Source organism: Pseudochryseolinea flava (genome assembly GCF_003286915.1).
GTDB classification, from domain to species: domain Bacteria; phylum Bacteroidota; class Bacteroidia; order Cytophagales; family Cyclobacteriaceae; genus Ohtaekwangia; species Ohtaekwangia flava.
In genome coordinates this window covers 863,467-881,749 of record NZ_QMFY01000001.1, presented here as the reverse complement: position 1 = coordinate 881,749, position 18,283 = coordinate 863,467, and the positions used below count along the sequence as shown (strand labels likewise).

Sequence of the window (18,283 nt, the reverse complement as noted above, 5' to 3'; positions counted from 1 at the left end):
ACCATGAACGCTTACTTTCAAAAATATTTCGACCTGCTAGAAATTGAGCGTAAAATTCTTGTCGCGGAACTGAGGGCGCTCAGCGAAGAACAACGTAATATTCGTATTCGGGGAAAATGGTCTATCAACCAACTTGTTGCCCATTTACTCACAGCAGAGAGACTATCGCTGCTTTACATGAAGAAGAAGTCGTTGGGAATAGACAAACTTGACGATTCAGGAGCGCTAGAAGTACTGAAAATGCTTTTGCTAAAATTCTCACAACGCGTTCCTGTGTTTCGCTTTACTGCACCAAAGTCGTTGGTTGCAAGTACGCCAACTTCACTAAAGTTTGATGAGCTTATCTTAAAGTGGGATGATTCGCGAGCAGACCTCAAAAAATTTCTTGCATCGATTCCGAGTGAGCATGCTCGTAAAAAGATCTTCAAGCATCATATCGCCGGGAGGCTTGATGCTGCGCAAGCCGTTTGTTTCTTACGTGAACATTTCCGCCATCACATGCCGCAAGTGCGCAGACTACTCAATTCATTTCATTAATAAAGTGCACGACAAGCAGCCCCAGATATAGACCACAGTCGTGCACTCCATTAAATTCTAAACATCACAAATTGTAATAGAAGCTTTCAAGGATTTTAATGGTTCATGCGCCGGAATGAACTCTTGCGCTACAAAACCTTTAAACCCAGTTTTCACAATGGCCTTCATGATCGCCGGATAATAAAGTTCCTGCGTTTCATCAATCTCATGACGCCCCGGAACGCCACCCGTGTGATAATGTCCGATGAAATCTTTGTATTTATTGATCGTCGCAATTACGTCGCCTTCCATGATTTGCATGTGGTAGATGTCATACAACAATTTAAAATTCTCAGAGCCCGTCTTTTGGCAGAGCTCTACACCCCATGGTGTTCGATCACATTGATAGTCTTTATGATCAACTTTGCTATTCAAAAGTTCCATCACAATTTTTACGTTGTGTTTCTGCGCGATCTTAAGCACCGGCTCAAGACCACGGGCACAATTCTCAAGTCCTTGTTGATCGGAGAGTCCGTTTCTGTTTCCACTGAAGCAGATCAAACTTTTGATCCCGGCATCTGCGGCTTTCGGAATCGACTGCGTGTAGTCTTTTAACAATTGGTCATGAAGCGATGGATCGTTGAACCCGCGGTTTAATCCAATGCTCGAGCCGTATCCCATCGCGCACGTCAGTCCATGTTTCAATGCTGTGGGCCATTGTTCACTGTTCAAAAGCTCAACAGAACTGATCCCGATTGCTTTGGCTGCAACGACCAGGTCTTCCAAAGGAATGCTGTTATAGCACCATTGGCATACAGAGTGATTGATATTTCCTTTCAAGGGTAACGGTTGAAGTTCTTCGGCAGTAGCCCGTAGAGAAGGTATCGCGAACGTACCTAATGCACTGACGGCCATCGTTTTTAATGCTTGTTTACGCGTGACTTTCATGGGTTGGTCTAATTTACTCGGGAGATCAAAAATTGTAGCCTAAGTTAACGCAATCGTTTTGAATTGTGTGAGCCACACTTCTGCGATTTGATGAAAGAACGTTGCCGGTAAAAACAATTCATTTCATCTCATCATTTCGATAAGAGGCACCAGATTTTTACGATAATGGTCATAAATTGCGGCAATTTTTATGGTAAGAGTATATACCATCAAGCAGGGCAAACTAGAGCAGTTCAAAAATCTGCCGCGGGAAGAAATTTCGGCATTGAAAAGTATTATCTGGATCGATCTCCAGTCGCCTTCGCAAGAAGAAAAAGAATTCATCGAGAGGACCTATAAGATTGAGTTCTTCACGTACCAAGAGGTGCAAGAAATCGAAAGCAGTTCGCGCTTTCTAGAAACGGAAGAAACGATAGAGATTAACCTTGGCTTCATCGGCGCTGACGCCGAAATGTCTGTTCAAAACGTTACGTTCATTCTCAAAGACAACGTGCTGTTCACATACCGTCAAGGTGATTTAAGAATCTTTGCCGAAACGGTGAGGAAACTTAAATCGATGAACGCTGACACCAAGGAACACGGACTCGATATTTTCCTCACGATCCTAGAGACACGCATCGATAGCGACGCCGACTTGATCGAGAACGTCAGCAGAAAAGTAAATACGATCAGTAAGGAAATGATATCGCGGCGCTCACTAAAAGAAGATCTTCTTTTGGGTATCGCGCAGTTGCAAGAAAACACCATGCTGCTCCACGAGACCATAACCGAGAAACAACGTGTCGTTAGTTCTTTGATTCGAATTCCGGAGTTCAACAAAATTGAGAATGAGAGACTCAAAGTTATCATCAAAGACATTGGGTCACTCCTTCAACATGCACAGTTCATATCGGAACGACTTGAATATTTACAGAATACTTTTCTCGGTCTTGTAAACATCGAGCAAAATACGGTTATCAAAATATTCACCGTTGTAACCGTGGTGTTCATGCCTCCCACTTTGATTGCGAGCATTTACGGGATGAACTTTAAACACATGCCCGAACTAAGTTGGCTAGCGGGATATCCTTTTGCCATTGGATTGATGATTTTATCTTCATTACTTTTTCTTTGGTATTTCAAGCGAAAGAAATGGCTTTAATCAACTAGCACTAGTTGAACAACAATCACTTTACCAACTACAAAATGAAACCCTTGCCTAAGCACATTGCCATCTGCGGAAATATTGGTAGCGGAAAAACAACGCTGGCCTTGAAGCTCGGAAAACATTATGGATGGGAAGCATTGATTGAAGCGGTGGATAACAATCCATATCTCCGCGACTTCTACGAAGACATGCCACGGTGGGCTTTTCACGTGCAAATTTTCTTTCTGAATAGTCGTTTTCGTCAAGTGAATGAGATTCGTGCAAGTGAAAAAACAACCGTTCAGGATAGGACGATCTACGAAGATGCTTACATATTCGCGGCCAACCTTCACAAAAGTGCGTTCATTTCTGATCGCGACTATCAGAGTTATCAAGATATTTTTAATTCGATGATCAAGTTTGTGCAGCCGCCGGACTTATTGATTTATCTGAAAGCTGACATTCCAAAACTTGTTCGACAAATTGAAAAGCGTGGAAGGGACTATGAGTACGCCATTCGAATTGACTACTTAAAAAATCTCAACCAACACTATGAAAACTGGATTGCTAACTATAAACTGGGCAAGCTCCTGGTTATTGATGTGAACGATCTCGACTTTGTAGAGCGCATCGACGACTTTTCCTTTATCGTAAACAAGATCGACCTCGAATTAAATAACTTGTTTAGTTAATCGTTTTGTGAATGATGTAACACTGAGCAAACAATTCAGTGCAACAACTGTTTCCTTGTCATGGAAGCAGCACTCATTTTTCCGCATCAGCTGTTCGCTGAAACATCTTGGTTAAAAAAGAATGTTGAGGTCTTTCTTATCGAAGACCACTTATACTTCACCCAATTTAAGTTTCATAAACAGAAATTAGTATTGCATCGTGCATCGATGAAATATTATGAGCAACGACTCAAGCATCAAGGTTTCAAAGTTCATTACGTAGAGCATGCGGAGCATGATAACCTAAAAACTTTATTTGAAGGGTTAAGGAATAAACGAGTAACCACAATTCATTGTGTTGAAGCTGTGGACTATCTTTTAACACGGCGCCTAAAAAGATACAGTAGTCATAATGATATTACACTTGTTGTCCATCGCACACCAAACTTTCTGATTACCGATGAAGAATTCGCGTCTATGACAAACGGGAAATACTTCATGGCGAACTTTTACATTCAACAAAGAAAGAAGCTAAAAATATTGCTTGATGAAAGCGGCGGACCTCTCGGCGGCAAGTGGAGCTTTGATACGGAAAACAGGAAGAAAGTAGGAAAGAACGTTTCTATTCCGCCGATCTATATTCCACGCGAAAATGATTTCGTCAAGGAAGCGAAGAATTATGCTAATCAACATTTCGCTGAAAATTATGGCACGTGCGAAAGTTTTCTTTATCCCACAACGCATGAAGAAGCTATCATTACGCTAGAAGATTTCCTTCGTCATCGAATGCATTCGTTTGGCGATTACGAAGACGCTATCGTAAGAAATGAATCATTTCTATTTCACGCTGTTCTTACGCCGGCCCTGAATATCGGCCTGCTTACACCTAAACAAATCGTCGATAAAGTTTTTGAATTCGTGAATACTTACCATTATCCTCTAAATTGTCTCGAAGGATTCATTCGTCAGATTATTGGCTGGCGAGAATTTATGCGCGGAATTTACATGCGTGAAGGAGTCTTCGAAAGAACAGCCAATAGCCAGAATTTCTCAAACAAAATCCCAGAAACATTTTGGACAGGTGATACAGGCATCGAGCCCATTGATGCTACGATCAAAAAAATCTTGAAGACAGGTTATTGCCACCACATTGAACGGCTGATGATTCTCGGAAACTTTATGCAACTCTGTCAGTTCCATCCAAACCACGTGTACCATTGGTTCATGGAATTATTCATCGATGCTTATGACTGGGTAATGGTGCCTAATGTTTACGGCATGAGTCAATATGCCGATGGTGGATTGATCACCACTAAGCCGTATGTTTCCGGATCCAACTACATTCTGAAAATGAGTGATTACAAGAAAGGAAAGTGGTGTGATATCTGGGACGCACTCTACTGGCGTTATATTTTCAAAAATCAAGACACATTCCGTCAAAACCAACGGATGAACATGATTGTGTCGTTGTTGGGAAAAATGGAGAAGGTAAAACTGCAGCGTCATTTGAAAGTAGCAGACGAATTTTTAGCACACCTACGTCATCCACATTCGACGCAAATTAATTTCACGACACGTCGTTGAGATTTTCTTAGTTTTGCCAAAACATTTTTTCTTGCTCACAATTTTTGGATTCACCCTCAGCTATGCTGACCTCATCTTCATCGCGATCGTTGGCGTGCTCGTCGGCATGTCGAAAACTGGTGTGCATGGCGCCGGAATGCTTTCTGTACCAATGCTCGCCGCTGTATTTGGTGGTCAATTGTCGAGTGGTATTATGCTACCGATGCTTTGCCTCGCCGATGTGATCGGGGTTTGGTATTACCACCGTCACGCAGAGTGGGGGCATCTCAAAAAACTACTCCCTTGGGCTCTGGTGGGAACAATTTTCGGAACTGTGATCGGTGAAAAGATAGACGATCAAGTATTCAAGGTTATCATGGCCACGATCATCCTGGTAAGCGTTGGGATTATGATCTGGCTTGAGCGCGGACGACACAAAGATGAAGTTCCTCATGCAAAATGGTTTGGTGCCTTAACAGGAATTGCTGGTGGATTCACTTCGATGGTTGGAAACTTGGCAGGCTCTGTAATGGCCGTGTATTTTCTGTCGATGCGTTTCCCAAAAAATTCTTTCATCGGAACTACGGCATGGTTCTTCATGATCATCAATTGGATGAAAGTTCCTTTTCATATATGGCGTTGGGAAACTATTAATCTCAATACCTTCCTACTCGATCTCTCAACGCTCCCGTTGATTTTTCTTGGTGCTTATCTGGGGATCATCATTGTAAAAAGTTTACCGGAAAAAGCATATCGATGGTTCATTATTGGCATGACCTTATTGGCAGCCGTGATGATGTTTGTTAGAAAGTAAAATATTTTCCATTGCCGATTTCATACTATCGTTAGTTGCGGCAGAGAACGAGCCGATTTCTTTTTTACGGCAAAGTCGCAAAGAGCAAGTTTCGCGAAACAATACTATTCACGATTAACTGATGACCGATAACTGCCTAACCCACCCGTGTGTACGGCAAGTATCGTGGATCCTCTCTCAAATCTTCCTAGTCGCACCTCCTCCAGCACTGCCCACAATAACTTGCCAGTGTACACAACATCGAGTGGGAGGTTATGCTTGTTCTTCATCTCGGTAATAAAAGACAACAGGGGTTCCGATGTCTTGGCATAGCCTCCGTGATGATAGGATGTTAGGAGTTGCCAGTTTCCATAAACTTTTTGAAAATTATTTTTCGTAAGTGTGTCAACTTCTTCTTTTAAGAAGTCACCACCTTTAAGAACACTTATGCTGAGAACACACTTTCGTCCATCCAAACCGGCCAGTATCCCTGCCGTTGTGCCACCCGTTCCAATGGGCAAACACAAGTAGTCGAAATCAATGCGAGAAATTTTACGGCCCCATTCTTCTGTGCCTCGAACCGCTGCGTCGTTGGTACCGCCTTCCGGGATCAAATAAAAGTTACCGAATTGCTCTCGAAGACTGTCGATGAATTTCAACTCGGTTTTATGGCGATAATCTTCGCGAGAGACGTAATGTAAACGCATTCCTTTTGAACATGCGAATGTCAACGCATCATTTAATGGCAAGGTTTCCTCCCCACGAATAATACCGATGCTCTTCAAGTTATTTTCATTCGCAACGGCGGCCGTTGCTACGATATGATTGGAATATGCACCACCGAATGTCAGCAGTGTATCGTGACTTTGCTCCAACGCGAGGGCGAGATTATACTTCAATTTCCACCACTTATTGCCAGCAATTTCAGGATGATTCAAATCTTCACGAAGCACCAAGAGGCGAACAGCGGCTTCTTGTAAGACAGGCAGACTAATTTCCTGAAGCGGCGGTTCGTTGTATTGCAGCAATGCAGATGAATTTTCCCAAAGAAAAAGCAATTGTGCCGGATGCGCAACGGCAAATATAATTCTAATTATTTTAGTTTTAATGACTAAAAATATTAGTTACTTTGTTAACTCAAGGAGGCGAAATGAAGGCGGAAGAATCACAAGAAGATTATTTTAAGGGCCGGGGAGCGCAAATCAAAACAGCCAACAAGTTTTTGAAAGCGCAATACGTTACCGATCATGTTGAAGGTTTGGATGAGCCTCTCTTCAGCGCGCCTACGACACAAATATTTTACGAGACGCCCAAGAAGATCGTCAACAAAGTAACCAGCCCAGATTTAAGCATGATGTACTCCGCCAATCCTTATCAAGGTTGTGAGCACGGATGCATCTACTGCTACGCCAGAAATTCGCACGAGTATTGGGGCTTCAACGCTGGTCTTGATTTTGAAAGTAAAATCATCGTCAAAAAAAATGCGCCAGCGCTTCTCGAAAAATTTATTCTTCATCCGGATTGGCATGCTACACCACTAAGTTTCTCTGGTAACACAGACTGCTACCAACCACTTGAAAGAAAAATGGAAATCACCAGGGGAATGCTTAAGATCATGGCGCAGTACAGGCACCCCGTCGGTATCATTACAAAGAACAGTTTAATTACACGCGACATCGATTTATTGAAAGATCTCGCGCAAGACAATCTTGTCCATGTATACATTTCTATCACATCACTCACCGAAGAACTTCGTCGAACAATGGAACCGCGTACAGCAAGTGCAACAAAAAGATTGCAAACTGTAGAATTGCTTTCGAATGCAGGGATACCCGTAGGAATTATGAACGCACCAATCATCCCTGGATTAAATCACCATGAGATTCCATCGATTCTCAAAGCTGCTGCTGATGCTGGCGCGCGAAATGCAGGAATGACTGTTGTGAGACTTAATGGTTCTATTGGAAAAATTTTTGAAGATTGGTTGCGTAAAAATTTTCCGGACCGCTTTGAGAAAGTATGGAATCAAATATGTGCGCTACACGGTGGAAATGTAAACGATTCGCAATTCGGAAGACGCATGAGCGGTGAAGGTGAATATGCTAGAACAATTCATCAACTTTTTGTGACTTCAAAAAGAAAATTCTTCACCGACAGGTCTATGCCGGCAATGGATCTTACAAAATTTAGAAAGGGTGGAAACCTAAGTCTGTTCTAAAAGATTTCACCGGGTTTAACCCCGGTGAAATACATGAGAAAATTATTTCTTCGCGTAGTGCTTGTAGAATGTTACGATCGTTTCAATGCCAAGCAAAAAGTTATCGACACCGTAATGTTCATTGGGTGAATGAATAGCATCACTATCAAGACCAAAGCCCATTAACACAGTGTCCAAACCAAGTTCACGTTTAAATAATGCTACTATCGGAATACTACCACCATCGCGCGTAGGAATCGGCGTTTTGCCCCACACTTCTTCAAATGCATGACTTGCTGCTCTATACGCTGCGGAGTCCGTTGGTGTAACAGCAGGTTCGCCACCGTGATGCGCAGTCACTTTAACCTTTACGTAAGGCGGCGCAATCTTCTGAAAATGTTTTGTAAAGAGTTCTGTGATTTCAGCGCTCACTTGGTTTGGTACAAGACGCATTGAAATCTTCGCGCTGGCTTTCGAAGGAAGAACGGTCTTCGCCCCCTCGCCAGTGTAGCCACCCCAAATTCCATTTACATCCAACGTCGGACGAACTCCTGTTCTCTCCAATGTTGTATAACCATTCTCACCTTTGATTTCATTGATATCAAGATCTTTCTTGTAATCATTTAAATCAAATGGAGCTTCGTTCAAAGCCTCACGTTCTTTCGCGGTAAGCTCCGCCACTTTATTATAGAAACCAGGAATAGCAACCTTTCCATTCGCATCATGCAACGACGCAATCATGGCACATAATGTATTGATCGGGTTGGCCACAGCGCCACCGTAAACGCCGGAGTGTAGATCGCGATTCGGTCCTGTCACTTCTACCTCCATATAACTGAGTCCGCGCAATCCCGTGGTGATCGATGGATGTTCCAATGAAATTAGCGCTGTATCTGAAATCAAAATGATATCAGCTTTTAATTTCGATTTGTTATCCTTGACAAATAGGCCAAGGTTATCGGAACCAACTTCTTCTTCACCTTCAATCATGAACTTGATATTGCAGGGAAGCAAATTCAATTTCATCATCGCTTCAAATGCCTTCACGTGCATGTACACTTGTCCTTTGTCGTCGCATGCACCGCGCGCGTAAATCTTTCCTTCTTTCAAAACGGGTTCGAATGGGCCTGAAGTCCAAAGGTTAATCGGGTCTGCTGGCTGCACATCATAATGTCCATAAACCAAAACCGTCGGAAGAGATGGATTAACGATTTTTTCCGCGTACACGATCGGATGACCTTTCGTTTCACAAATCTCTACCATGTCGACCCCGGCGTTTGAAAGTTTATCCTTCAAAAATTCTGCAGCCTTGCGAACATCTCCCTTATGTCTGCTGTCGGCACTGACGGATGGAATGCGAAGCCAATCGAACAATTCTGAGAGAAAGCGGTCTTTATTGGACGCGATATATTCTTTGATCATGTTTTTTAGGTTAATGAGTGTGCAAACTTAAAAATTGCAAATGATTCCATTCGCTCAGTTTAATTTAATCTTCATAATAAAATTGTCTTTAAGCTGTTGCGCATCTTTCACTTGGCCACCCTGCCCCACGATATGCATCATCTGACTGTTGGCGATGAAATAAAAATAATCACCAACCACTACGCCCGTTGTAGGAATTTCGAATTGCGGGACATCGTAGGCCAAAAATTTCACTTCGGTTACGCGTGTTACATCGTCGCTCAAATCCATTTGAAGAATGCCTTCCGGGAAAGTTGTGTTTTGTACGCCGATTAATAAGTTTTTGTACAAGTACATACCATCCATGCCGAGAATCAAATAGCGTTCAACGGGAAATGTCTCCACCTTTTTTGTTTCGATCGACACCCGTGCGATCCCCATACCACTTCCTGTGCACACCAAAAGAGTCTTTTCATCCGGCGTTAATACGATTCCATTTGCCCAAGGAAGGCTCCCAGGCTTTGTGAACGCTTCAATGTCGTTTGCACCTTGTTTTATAACCCACAACATGCCTGCGTTCGTATCTGTAACATACACGTCGCCGTTCCCAGCAATTATCAAATCATTGAATAAATGACTTTTACCGTCGCTGATTTGATATCGCTTGTATAACGCTTTACGTTTTACATCATACACATGAATATTAGAATACTTCTTCAGCGAATCATGCTCTGGCGGATTATTGCACGCCCACAACATTCCTTTGTAATCTACCCTCATGCCTAGCACTTGTTCAATACCATCAGCATTTGACTTCACAAAATCTTCTACAATTCCTTTTGCTGAGATCTTAACAATTTTGTTTTTAAAAATACTGCTGACGAAAAATGATTGAGATGCAGCGTCGTACGCGATACCTTCAGGAAAGAGATCCTTCTCGGGAATTGTAAAAGCTATTTCTGGTTTGCGTAATTGCGCGAATAATGCTGCTGGCATGCACAGCATGATGAGGAGGATTTTTTTCATACGACAACTTTAGAAGACAACAACTTCCGCATCGCGCGGGTTGGTAAGATAGGAATTAATTAGATTCTGCACAGTGGGTGTCTCTACGCCTCTCCTGACAAAATTAACGGCCGATTCAAATGTGCTGATGGAAACAGCTTTGTCGCAAAAACCGAATCCGCGGTAGCACCCATTCTCCACAAGTACCAATGACTGCTCTTCGAGATTTCGCCCCCTCCCGATGATAGCCACCGATTCACCTTTCGGTCTGAAGCTTTCAATAGCTTTTACAGCGCGCTTGTTATACTTCTTCACCGTCTCGATGCACATGCATGCACCTTTACACTCACCTGTTTGATAATGAAAACATAAACCCGGGGTGATTTGAAGGCCGCACAGCTTTGGGCATAGATCAAAATTGCGAACGCGATCCCACAAAAAATTCCAAGCGTCTCCTTTGGTACTAAATCGAATTAACGGCTGCGTTCCTTTCGACACCATGTTCACCGAAAATCGTTGATAGCCGTTTCGATCTTCGTAGTTATAAATTCCCCACTCCTCCACTTTGTACTTTTGCGCCATGTTATACTTTGGCCATAGTCTTCTGATCTCTTGTGACTCAAGTATCAAGGCGATCAATTCATTTCCCGTGAGCTCGTATCGAACGTGATGAATTTCATTTCTAATTTTCGACCGTCCCCACTCTTTTGCATCACCCGTGAAATGGCCCGCAATTCTTTTTTTAATGTTGATCGCCTTTCCAACGTAGATAACCTTACCACGATTGTTTAAGAAGTAATAGACACCAGGCTTGGCGGGAAGCTTATCAAATTCTTCACGTGCTAAATTCGGTGGTAAAATTGTTTCACCTGAGTTTTTCTTGAGCGCCTTCAGAATGTGGCTGTCTTGATCGCGGCGCAGGAGCAGGTCAAATATTTTCGCTGTCGCTGAAGCATCTCCGCCCGCACGATGCCGGTTCGTGATTACGATACCTAAGCTTTCCGAAAGTGTTCCCAAGCTATAGGATCGTAGCCCCGGAATAATTTTTCTGCTTAAGCGAACTGTGCAAAGTTTTTTTGATGTCCAATTGATGCCTGATAACTCGAACTCACGTTTTAAGAAAGAGTAATCGAAATGCGCGTTATGAGCAACAAAAACTTTTCCGTCAAGTAGATTAAAAATATCCTCAGCCACTTCTTCAAATGTTGGTGCATCTAACACCATTTCGGTAGTAATTCCAGTAAGTCCGGTAATGTAGTATGGAATATTACGTCCTGGATTGATCAGCGTGTGGTACTCGTCGGTAATACGACCACCGTCATGTAAGTAAATGGCGATCTCTGTAATACGATGATTGGCGGCATAGCCTCCGGTAGTTTCTATGTCAACAATCGCATACATGTTCGAAATTTAAAATTTGCAGTCTTCCGGTAAAAGCAGAAATTGAAGGAAATTTTACATCAAGAAAATGAGTGGCATTCTTCGCTTTTTACTCTCTGGTTTAGCCGTTTTACTTACTTCTTACTTGCTCAATGGCGTTCACGTGCGCGATTATTGGTACGCCTTATTAGTGGCCGCCGTTCTTTCCCTCGCCAACGTAATCGTTCGTCCTGTCCTCATTTTTTTTACCATTCCCATTACATTTATAACCCTTGGATTGTTCCTCCTCGTCATCAACGCACTCATCATTTTACTTGTTGATTTCCTTGTTCCCGGGTTCAACGTTGATGGATTTTGGTGGGCGCTCGCGTTTAGTTTAATCCTTGCGATTTTCAATAGTCTATTCGATGATATAACCGGCGAAAAAGCCAAAAGGAATCAGGATTGATTTTTATAACTCGTTGAACCACAAATGCGTCTGATCGCATCTTTCGTGTAGTAATGATTTGGCATTCCCTTTGCCTAATACCAGGCAAGGAGCTCAACTCCGAGATTTAAAGCCAAAAAATTATGAAAACGAGGTTTGCCTTATCCGCTGTGATTGCATTGATGATCATCACCAGTGGAAATATTGTTTGGGCACAAGGACGTGGTAACGGACATGATCGCGGGGGTCATCATAAGGGTGGCGAACGTGGTAACGGTAGAGGAAATGGTAAGAGCAATCATCATGATAATAACCGATATCATTCAGAACGCTACCATCATACTGACCATAACTATTATCACCACAACAATCATCATCACTCTAAAAAAATCGTGGTCGTTCATCGTCCTGCTCCGGTAGTTGTTGTACACCGTCCAGCACCGGTAGTCGTTCATCACCACCATCACCATGCTTATCATGAACCTCGTTACGTCTACTACCGCGATTATGACGTTTACTACGACAACACAAGACGTGTGTACATATCTTTCTCCGGCAGAAACTGGTCTGTGTCAACAGAGATCCCGGTGAGAATGTACTACGCCGATAGAGGCACAATTGTTAGTACAAATGTAGATTACTACGACGATGACTTCGCAGGATATTTAGATAACAGAAGACCCGGTGGACGTCATTGCGACGAATGGTAAAATAGAAGGGGACTTTTAAAGTCCCTCTTCTTTTTATTGATTTCTAAAATAATCTCTCTTCAGGCGGCTTGATACCCCTTACCCGTAGGCACACCGTTGTTTGACCTCGATGATGCGTTTGATGTTCAAATGCTTTTTGAAATGCCGCTTCCTTCGTCACATTCCAATTGAATAACTGGAACGTCTCTGTAAATTTCTGATCGTTCATTTCTTTCACACCATCATAGCTATCACCAACGATCTTAGCCAACGTAGCTTTTGTATTGTACTTATTAGATTTTTCAAGTGGACCGAATCCATATGGACCTTGCTTCTCGATAGCACCAACCACCATTGCAAAATTTGCTTCACCGATGTGGAGATATTGTTAGTCAATGAAATTACAATTTTTACAACCGAACCGATCATCACAAAGCGGGTTCAAATCAGGTAATTTGTACTATTTTTAAAGCCAACATCATGCTTATGAATTTCACTCGCTTAAGTTTAGTCGCGCTGATACTCTTCAGCATGGAGAGTTGCCAACCTGAGAAAAACGAATCTACACCTGTTGCTATGCCCAAAGATCCACATTCCTATTCCATTCCAACTGACGCACGCGTAACCCATCTTTCCTGGAAAGCAGATATTCATGTTGACACAAAAACGATCGATGCTGTTGCTACTTGGAATATTGAAAAATCAGAAGGTGCTGACCTGCTCACGCTGGATATTAAAGGGCTAACGATAAAGGAAGTTTTTCTCGATAATAATCAGAAAACCGAATTTCGACTTTCGGAAAAGGATCCGATCCTCGGACAAGCACTCGCCATTCTCATAAAACCAGAAACAAAAAGAGTAGCCGTACATTATTCCGTACCGGCCGATGCAGAAGCAATTCAATGGCTATCGCCACAACAAACGGCAGGAAAAAAGTATCCTTTCATGTTTACGCAATCACAGGCGATACTTGCACGTACCTGGGTGCCATGTCAAGATTCGCCCAGTATTCGCTTCACTTACGACGCTGACGTGAAAGTGCCAAACACTTTATTGGCGATGATGAGTGCATCGAACCCGCAAGAAAAAAATGAGAAAGGAGAATATCATTTTGAAATGAAGCAACCTATTGCGTCATACTTACTTGCTTTGACAGTGGGAGACGTTGCGTTCAAACCGATCAGTGATCGCGCCGGAATTTATGCTGAGCCATCGGTAGTAGAAAAAGCTGCTTGGGAATTTGCTGACCTCGAAAAGATGATCGCTGGCGCCGAGTCCCTGTACGGAAAATATCAATGGGAACGTTACGATCTTATCGTACTTCCGCCAAGCTTTCCATTTGGAGGGATGGAAAATCCGCGTCTTACTTTTGCAACCCCTACGATATTGGCCGGTGACCGTTCACTGACTTCATTGGTCGCACATGAACTCGCCCATAGCTGGTCTGGAAATCTTGTTACCAATGCAACGTGGGATGACTTCTGGTTGAACGAAGGATTCACCGTTTACTTCGAACATCGCATCATGGAAAAACTCTATGGTCATGACTATTCGGAAATGCAAGCGACACTCGCATTGCAAGACCTAAAAGAAACTATTGCCGATCTTAAAGGAGATAATTTGTCCAAAGACACAAAGCTCAAATTAGATCTCGTTGGAAGAAATCCTGACGACGGCGTGACTGACATAGCTTATAACAAAGGTTATTTTTTCCTTCGCCTCATAGAAGAACAGTATGGTCGCGAAAAGTTTGATGCTTTCTTGAATAACTATTTTCACGACAATGCATTTAAGTCGCTTGATACCGATGGCTTCATCAAATACATCAAAGATTACTATCAAACGAAGAACAACATTTCACTGAGCGATTCATTGTTCAATGAGTGGATTTTTTCAGAAGACCTCCCGGCGTCATGCCCTCAACCGGTATCGACATTGCTCGAGAAAGTAGACGCAGCGTTAAGTCAATGGAAAGCTGATGGAAGATTTAATCCGACAGCAGCAGCCCAGTGGAGTACACACGAATGGCTTCACTTCATCAAAAATTTACCCGACGCATTATCAGCTGAACAAATGGCGGCGTTGGATGCTTTTGGAAAATTTACCGAATCGGGCAATGCTGAAATTCTTTGCGCTTGGTTTGTTCACGTGATCAAACACAATTACAAGAAAGCATATCCGCGAATGGAGGAGTTCTTGATCAATACAGGTCGTAGAAAATTCTTGAGTCCGTTGTATGGCGAACTTGTCAAAACACCGGAAGGCAAGCAGTACGCGAAGGATATCTACGCGAAAGCTCGACCTAACTACCATTTCGTTGCAACGAATACGTTTGACAAGCTGCTTAACTAAATCGCTCCACTTCAGATCAAAATTCAGACGCTTCAGTAAACAATATTGTCGATCCAAGAAATAATTTTTGGGTCGATGCAACGTCTTTGGCACCTTTGGTGTCTAAGCGTTATGATATTCGATTGTATGTTGTTGAAAAGAAGAATTTTACTCGTTGTTGGGATTGTCGTGGCGATCGTCGTCGGACTTTATACTGGGCTTTTTGGTATGACCGTCTAATCGCCAAAAGCTAAGTGAGTTTCTTTCTCAGAAACTCTGCAGTATACCCTTTACCCTTTTTTACCATTTCCTCTGGCGTTCCTTCAAACATCAACGTTCCACCTTTCTTTTCCCCGCCATCAGGACCGAGGTCTATAATCCAGTCTGCACATTTGATTACTTCAAGATTATGCTCAATCACCATCACGCTGTGACCTTGATCAACGAGTGCATTAATGGCTTTCAGCAATTTTGAAATATCATGAAAATGTAGCCCAGTAGTAGGCTCATCGAATATGAAAAGGATGTTTCCCTCGGCGGAATTTTTTCCTAGGAACGAAGCGAGCTTCACGCGTTGCGCCTCACCTCCACTCAACGAGTTTGATGACTGTCCAAGTTTAACATATCCCAACCCAACATCATTGAGCGGAAGAATTTTATCGAAGATTGTTTTTTTGTCTTTGAAAAAATCCATTCCTTCTTCGACGGTCATATCAAGAATATCGGCGATGTTCTTGCCATTAAACTCGATTTCAAGAATTTCTTGTTTGAAACGTTTTCCATGGCAGCTCTCACACTTCAGATAAATGTCGGCCATGAATTGCATTTCTACTTTGATCTCACCCTCACCTTCGCAAGTCTCACATCTTCCACCTTCAACATTGAAGGAGAAGTGCGAGGGTTTGTAACCGCGTTGCTTAGCAAGCGGTTGCTCCGCATAAAGATTACGAATCGCATCATACGCCTTCACATAACTTATTGGGTTTGATCGCGAGGATTTTCCAATTGGATTCTGATCTACAAATTCCACTTGCGTGATCTTTGCAAAATCACCTTCCAGTTTATCAAAACGTCCTGGCGCTTCGGCAACAGAACCGTTTAACCTACCCACCGCTGGGTAAAGAATTTTCTTGATCAACGTTGATTTTCCAGATCCACTCACGCCTGTGATCACCGTAAGAACGCCAAGCGGAAACTTCACCGTCAAATTCTTAAGGTTGTTTTCGCGTGCACCGACAACGGTAATGGAATCTTTCCAGCGACGACGCATTTTTGGCAGCGCAATTTCTTCCCGACCAGATAGGTAGTCCGTTGTGTGAGACGCTACTTTTCCGTTCATGTCATTCAGTGTTCCTTGGAAAACCAATTCACCACCATGACTTCCTGCATCTGGACCAATATCAATAATTTGATCTGCTGCCCGCATAATCTCTTCCTCGTGCTCAACAACGATTACCGAATTTCCCAAATCACGAAGCGTCTTCAGCACACTCACCATTCGATCTGTGTCTTTTGGATGAAGTCCGATACTTGGCTCATCAAGGATGTACATTGATCCAACAAGTGCGCTACCTAATGATGTTGCAAGTTTGATGCGCTGATACTCTCCACCCGATAATGTGGACGTAATACGATTGAGTGTTAAGTAACCCAGTCCAACTTTTTCTAGGTACTCTAATCGCGATTTGATCTCTGTCAAAATTCTATCCGACACTTTTCGATCATATTCCGGCAGCTTCAATTTTTCAAAGAATACCAAGCCTTCTTCGATTGGCATTAACACCAGATCCGTAATCGATGTATCTACAATTTTCACATATTGTGCATCTTTTCGGAGTCGTGTTCCTCGGCAATCAGGACAGTTGGTTCTTCCACGGTAGCGCGACAACATCACGCGGTACTGGATCTTGTGCATTTTCGATTCTAAATATTTAAAGAAATCGTTGATGCCCTCGAAATGCGTATTACCTGTCCACAATAATTCTTGTTGTGCTCTAGTCAGTTCGTTGTAAGGCCGGTGAATAGGAAAGTCGAACTTAATTCCATTTTTCAGTAGCGGCTTCAACCACTCGCTCATCGTTTCCGTTCGCCATGGTGCAATAGCACCCTCGTAAACAGAAAGCGATTTATCCGGAATCACCAGATCTTCATCAATGCCTAATATTTTTCCAAATCCTTCACATGTTTGACATGCTCCATACGGATTATTAAAACTGAAAAAGTTTACAGAGGGCTCGGTAAACTTCATACCGTCGAGCTCGAAGCGATCGGTGAAGTTCATCTTCGCATGACCCTCGGGATAAATTACACAGTCGCCTTCACCTTCGAAGAATGCTGTTTGTATAGAGTCCGACAATCGAAAAATCGTGTTCTCATCGGCCGCGTCAACGGATGTTCGATCAATAAGAATTTCGATTTCACCCTCAATCTTCAGTGCTTTCTTTTTCTTGGTCCCTTCCGTTTCTGTTCCGACAAGTTCCTCTATAAACTGCACAACACCGTTAATGAGGATACGCGCAAAGCCTTTGCTGAGCAGTAGGTTTAATTCGTCCGCAATTTTTCTTCCCTTCTTTACATGCAACGGACAGGCTACCATCACGCGCATGCCGGTTGGGAATTTGTTAATTGCATCAACCACACTTGTCACCGTGTCGCGTTTCACTTCTTTGCCGCTAACAGGTGAGTAGGTTTTTCCGATTCTGGCAAACAGAAGTTTTAGATAGTCATAGATTTCGGTTGTGGTACCAACCGTAGAACGTGGGTTTCTGGTGTTCACTTTCTGCTCGATAGCAATCGCTGGAGATACACCTCGGATATAATCCACCTCTGGTTTTTCCATACGACCAAGAAATTGCCGAGCGTAGGAGCTTAAGCTTTCTACATACATACGCTGGCCCTCTGCAAACAAAGTATCGAATGCCAACGATGATTTTCCAGAACCCGAGAGCCCGGTGACGACCACCAATTTATTACGCGGAATGGCGACGCTAAGATTTTTCAGATTATTTACTCTTGCCCGCTTAATGATGATGTATTCTTTGGGATCGAGTTCGTCTAAATGGGCGTCTGTTTTCGATAATGCTTTACTCACGTGGCTGCGGCTGTTGTTCGGGTCAATAATACCTATAAACTGCTAATGTGAAAAGATAAGTTCAATTTGCTGATTTGAAATATAAAATTCCACAGCGTTGGATACATCCCAACACAAGCTGGAGTCAATGGAAAAAAAATATCCG

16 protein-coding genes are annotated in these 18,283 nt (G+C 42.8%); 9 read left to right on the top strand and 7 right to left on the bottom strand.

Features of this window, described 5'->3' with window-relative positions:
* Positions 1 to 3 precede the first annotated feature (3 nt).
* Complete coding sequence (locus tag DQQ10_RS03965; protein WP_112745466.1) at positions 4 to 537, top strand: DinB family protein; 534 nt, start codon at positions 4 to 6, stop codon at positions 535 to 537.
* A gap of 57 nt (positions 538 to 594) precedes the next feature.
* Here the strand turns inward: DQQ10_RS03965 and DQQ10_RS03960 are convergent, their stop codons facing one another.
* Positions 595 to 1,464 carry a hydroxypyruvate isomerase family protein gene (locus DQQ10_RS03960; protein WP_112745465.1) on the bottom strand — a complete coding sequence of 290 codons (870 nt, stop codon included), beginning with the start codon at positions 1,462 to 1,464 and terminating at the stop codon, positions 595 to 597.
* 190 nt (positions 1,465 to 1,654) lie between these two features.
* Between DQQ10_RS03960 and corA the strand changes: the two genes are divergently transcribed.
* From corA to DQQ10_RS03940, 4 genes are read left to right on the top strand one after another with little or no spacing between them, the layout of a single operon-like run.
* A complete protein-coding gene (corA, locus tag DQQ10_RS03955; RefSeq protein ID WP_112745464.1) occupies positions 1,655 to 2,605 on the top strand; it encodes a magnesium/cobalt transporter CorA in 951 nt (316 codons plus the stop codon).
* Positions 2,606 to 2,649: 44 nt separating this feature from the next.
* Positions 2,650 to 3,282, top strand: a complete 633-nt coding sequence (locus DQQ10_RS03950; RefSeq protein ID WP_112745463.1) for a deoxynucleoside kinase — start codon at positions 2,650 to 2,652, stop codon at positions 3,280 to 3,282.
* 60 nt (positions 3,283 to 3,342) lie between these two features.
* Positions 3,343 to 4,845 (top strand): cryptochrome/photolyase family protein, encoded by a 1,503-nt coding sequence (locus tag DQQ10_RS03945; protein ID WP_112745462.1) that lies wholly within the window; start codon positions 3,343 to 3,345, stop codon positions 4,843 to 4,845.
* 31 nt (positions 4,846 to 4,876) lie between these two features.
* The gene (locus tag DQQ10_RS03940; RefSeq protein ID WP_112745768.1) at positions 4,877 to 5,638 is read left to right on the top strand and encodes a sulfite exporter TauE/SafE family protein; all 762 of its coding nucleotides are present in this window, start codon (positions 4,877 to 4,879) and stop codon (positions 5,636 to 5,638) included.
* Between the two features lie 104 nt (positions 5,639 to 5,742).
* On the opposite strand, the gene DQQ10_RS03935 is transcribed toward DQQ10_RS03940, so the two are convergent.
* The gene (locus tag DQQ10_RS03935) at positions 5,743 to 6,645 is read right to left on the bottom strand and encodes a 1-aminocyclopropane-1-carboxylate deaminase/D-cysteine desulfhydrase (protein WP_245970268.1); all 903 of its coding nucleotides are present in this window, start codon (positions 6,643 to 6,645) and stop codon (positions 5,743 to 5,745) included.
* Positions 6,646 to 6,767: 122 nt separating this feature from the next.
* Between DQQ10_RS03935 and DQQ10_RS03930 the strand changes: the two genes are divergently transcribed.
* Positions 6,768 to 7,835, top strand: a complete 1,068-nt coding sequence (locus DQQ10_RS03930; RefSeq protein WP_112745461.1) for a PA0069 family radical SAM protein — start codon at positions 6,768 to 6,770, stop codon at positions 7,833 to 7,835.
* Positions 7,836 to 7,877: 42 nt separating this feature from the next.
* Here DQQ10_RS03930 and DQQ10_RS03925 read toward each other — a convergent pair whose 3' ends face one another.
* The 3 genes from DQQ10_RS03925 to DQQ10_RS03915 are packed head-to-tail and all read right to left on the bottom strand — an operon-like array spanning position 7,878 to position 11,621.
* Positions 7,878 to 9,236, bottom strand: a complete 1,359-nt coding sequence (locus DQQ10_RS03925; protein WP_112745460.1) for a dipeptidase — start codon at positions 9,234 to 9,236, stop codon at positions 7,878 to 7,880.
* A gap of 54 nt (positions 9,237 to 9,290) precedes the next feature.
* Positions 9,291 to 10,241: an SMP-30/gluconolactonase/LRE family protein gene (locus tag DQQ10_RS03920; protein WP_112745459.1), complete on the bottom strand. Its 951-nt coding sequence runs from the start codon at positions 10,239 to 10,241 to the stop codon at positions 9,291 to 9,293.
* A 9-nt stretch (positions 10,242 to 10,250) separates the two neighbouring features.
* Positions 10,251 to 11,621 (bottom strand): exonuclease domain-containing protein, encoded by a 1,371-nt coding sequence (locus DQQ10_RS03915; RefSeq protein WP_112745458.1) that lies wholly within the window; start codon positions 11,619 to 11,621, stop codon positions 10,251 to 10,253.
* A gap of 67 nt (positions 11,622 to 11,688) precedes the next feature.
* Between DQQ10_RS03915 and DQQ10_RS03910 the strand changes: the two genes are divergently transcribed.
* Both DQQ10_RS03910 and DQQ10_RS03905 read left to right on the top strand, forming a co-directional pair.
* Positions 11,689 to 12,048: a phage holin family protein gene (locus DQQ10_RS03910; RefSeq protein ID WP_112745457.1), complete on the top strand. Its 360-nt coding sequence runs from the start codon at positions 11,689 to 11,691 to the stop codon at positions 12,046 to 12,048.
* A 122-nt stretch (positions 12,049 to 12,170) separates the two neighbouring features.
* The gene (locus DQQ10_RS03905) at positions 12,171 to 12,737 is read left to right on the top strand and encodes a hypothetical protein (RefSeq protein ID WP_112745456.1); all 567 of its coding nucleotides are present in this window, start codon (positions 12,171 to 12,173) and stop codon (positions 12,735 to 12,737) included.
* 43 nt (positions 12,738 to 12,780) lie between these two features.
* Here DQQ10_RS03905 and DQQ10_RS03900 read toward each other — a convergent pair whose 3' ends face one another.
* Entirely contained in the window at positions 12,781 to 13,071 is a 291-nt protein-coding gene (locus DQQ10_RS03900) for a DinB family protein (RefSeq protein ID WP_112745455.1), read from the bottom strand.
* Positions 13,072 to 13,202: 131 nt separating this feature from the next.
* Here DQQ10_RS03900 and DQQ10_RS03895 point away from each other — a divergent pair, with 131 nt between their 5' ends.
* Positions 13,203 to 15,068, top strand: coding sequence for a M1 family metallopeptidase (locus DQQ10_RS03895; RefSeq protein WP_245970266.1), 1,866 nt, complete (start codon positions 13,203 to 13,205; stop codon positions 15,066 to 15,068).
* 229 nt (positions 15,069 to 15,297) lie between these two features.
* On the opposite strand, the gene uvrA is transcribed toward DQQ10_RS03895, so the two are convergent.
* On the bottom strand, positions 15,298 to 18,138 hold the full coding sequence (uvrA, locus tag DQQ10_RS03890) for an excinuclease ABC subunit UvrA (protein WP_112745453.1): 2,841 nt from the start codon (positions 18,136 to 18,138) through the stop codon (positions 15,298 to 15,300).
* Positions 18,139 to 18,283: the final 145 nt, after the last annotated feature.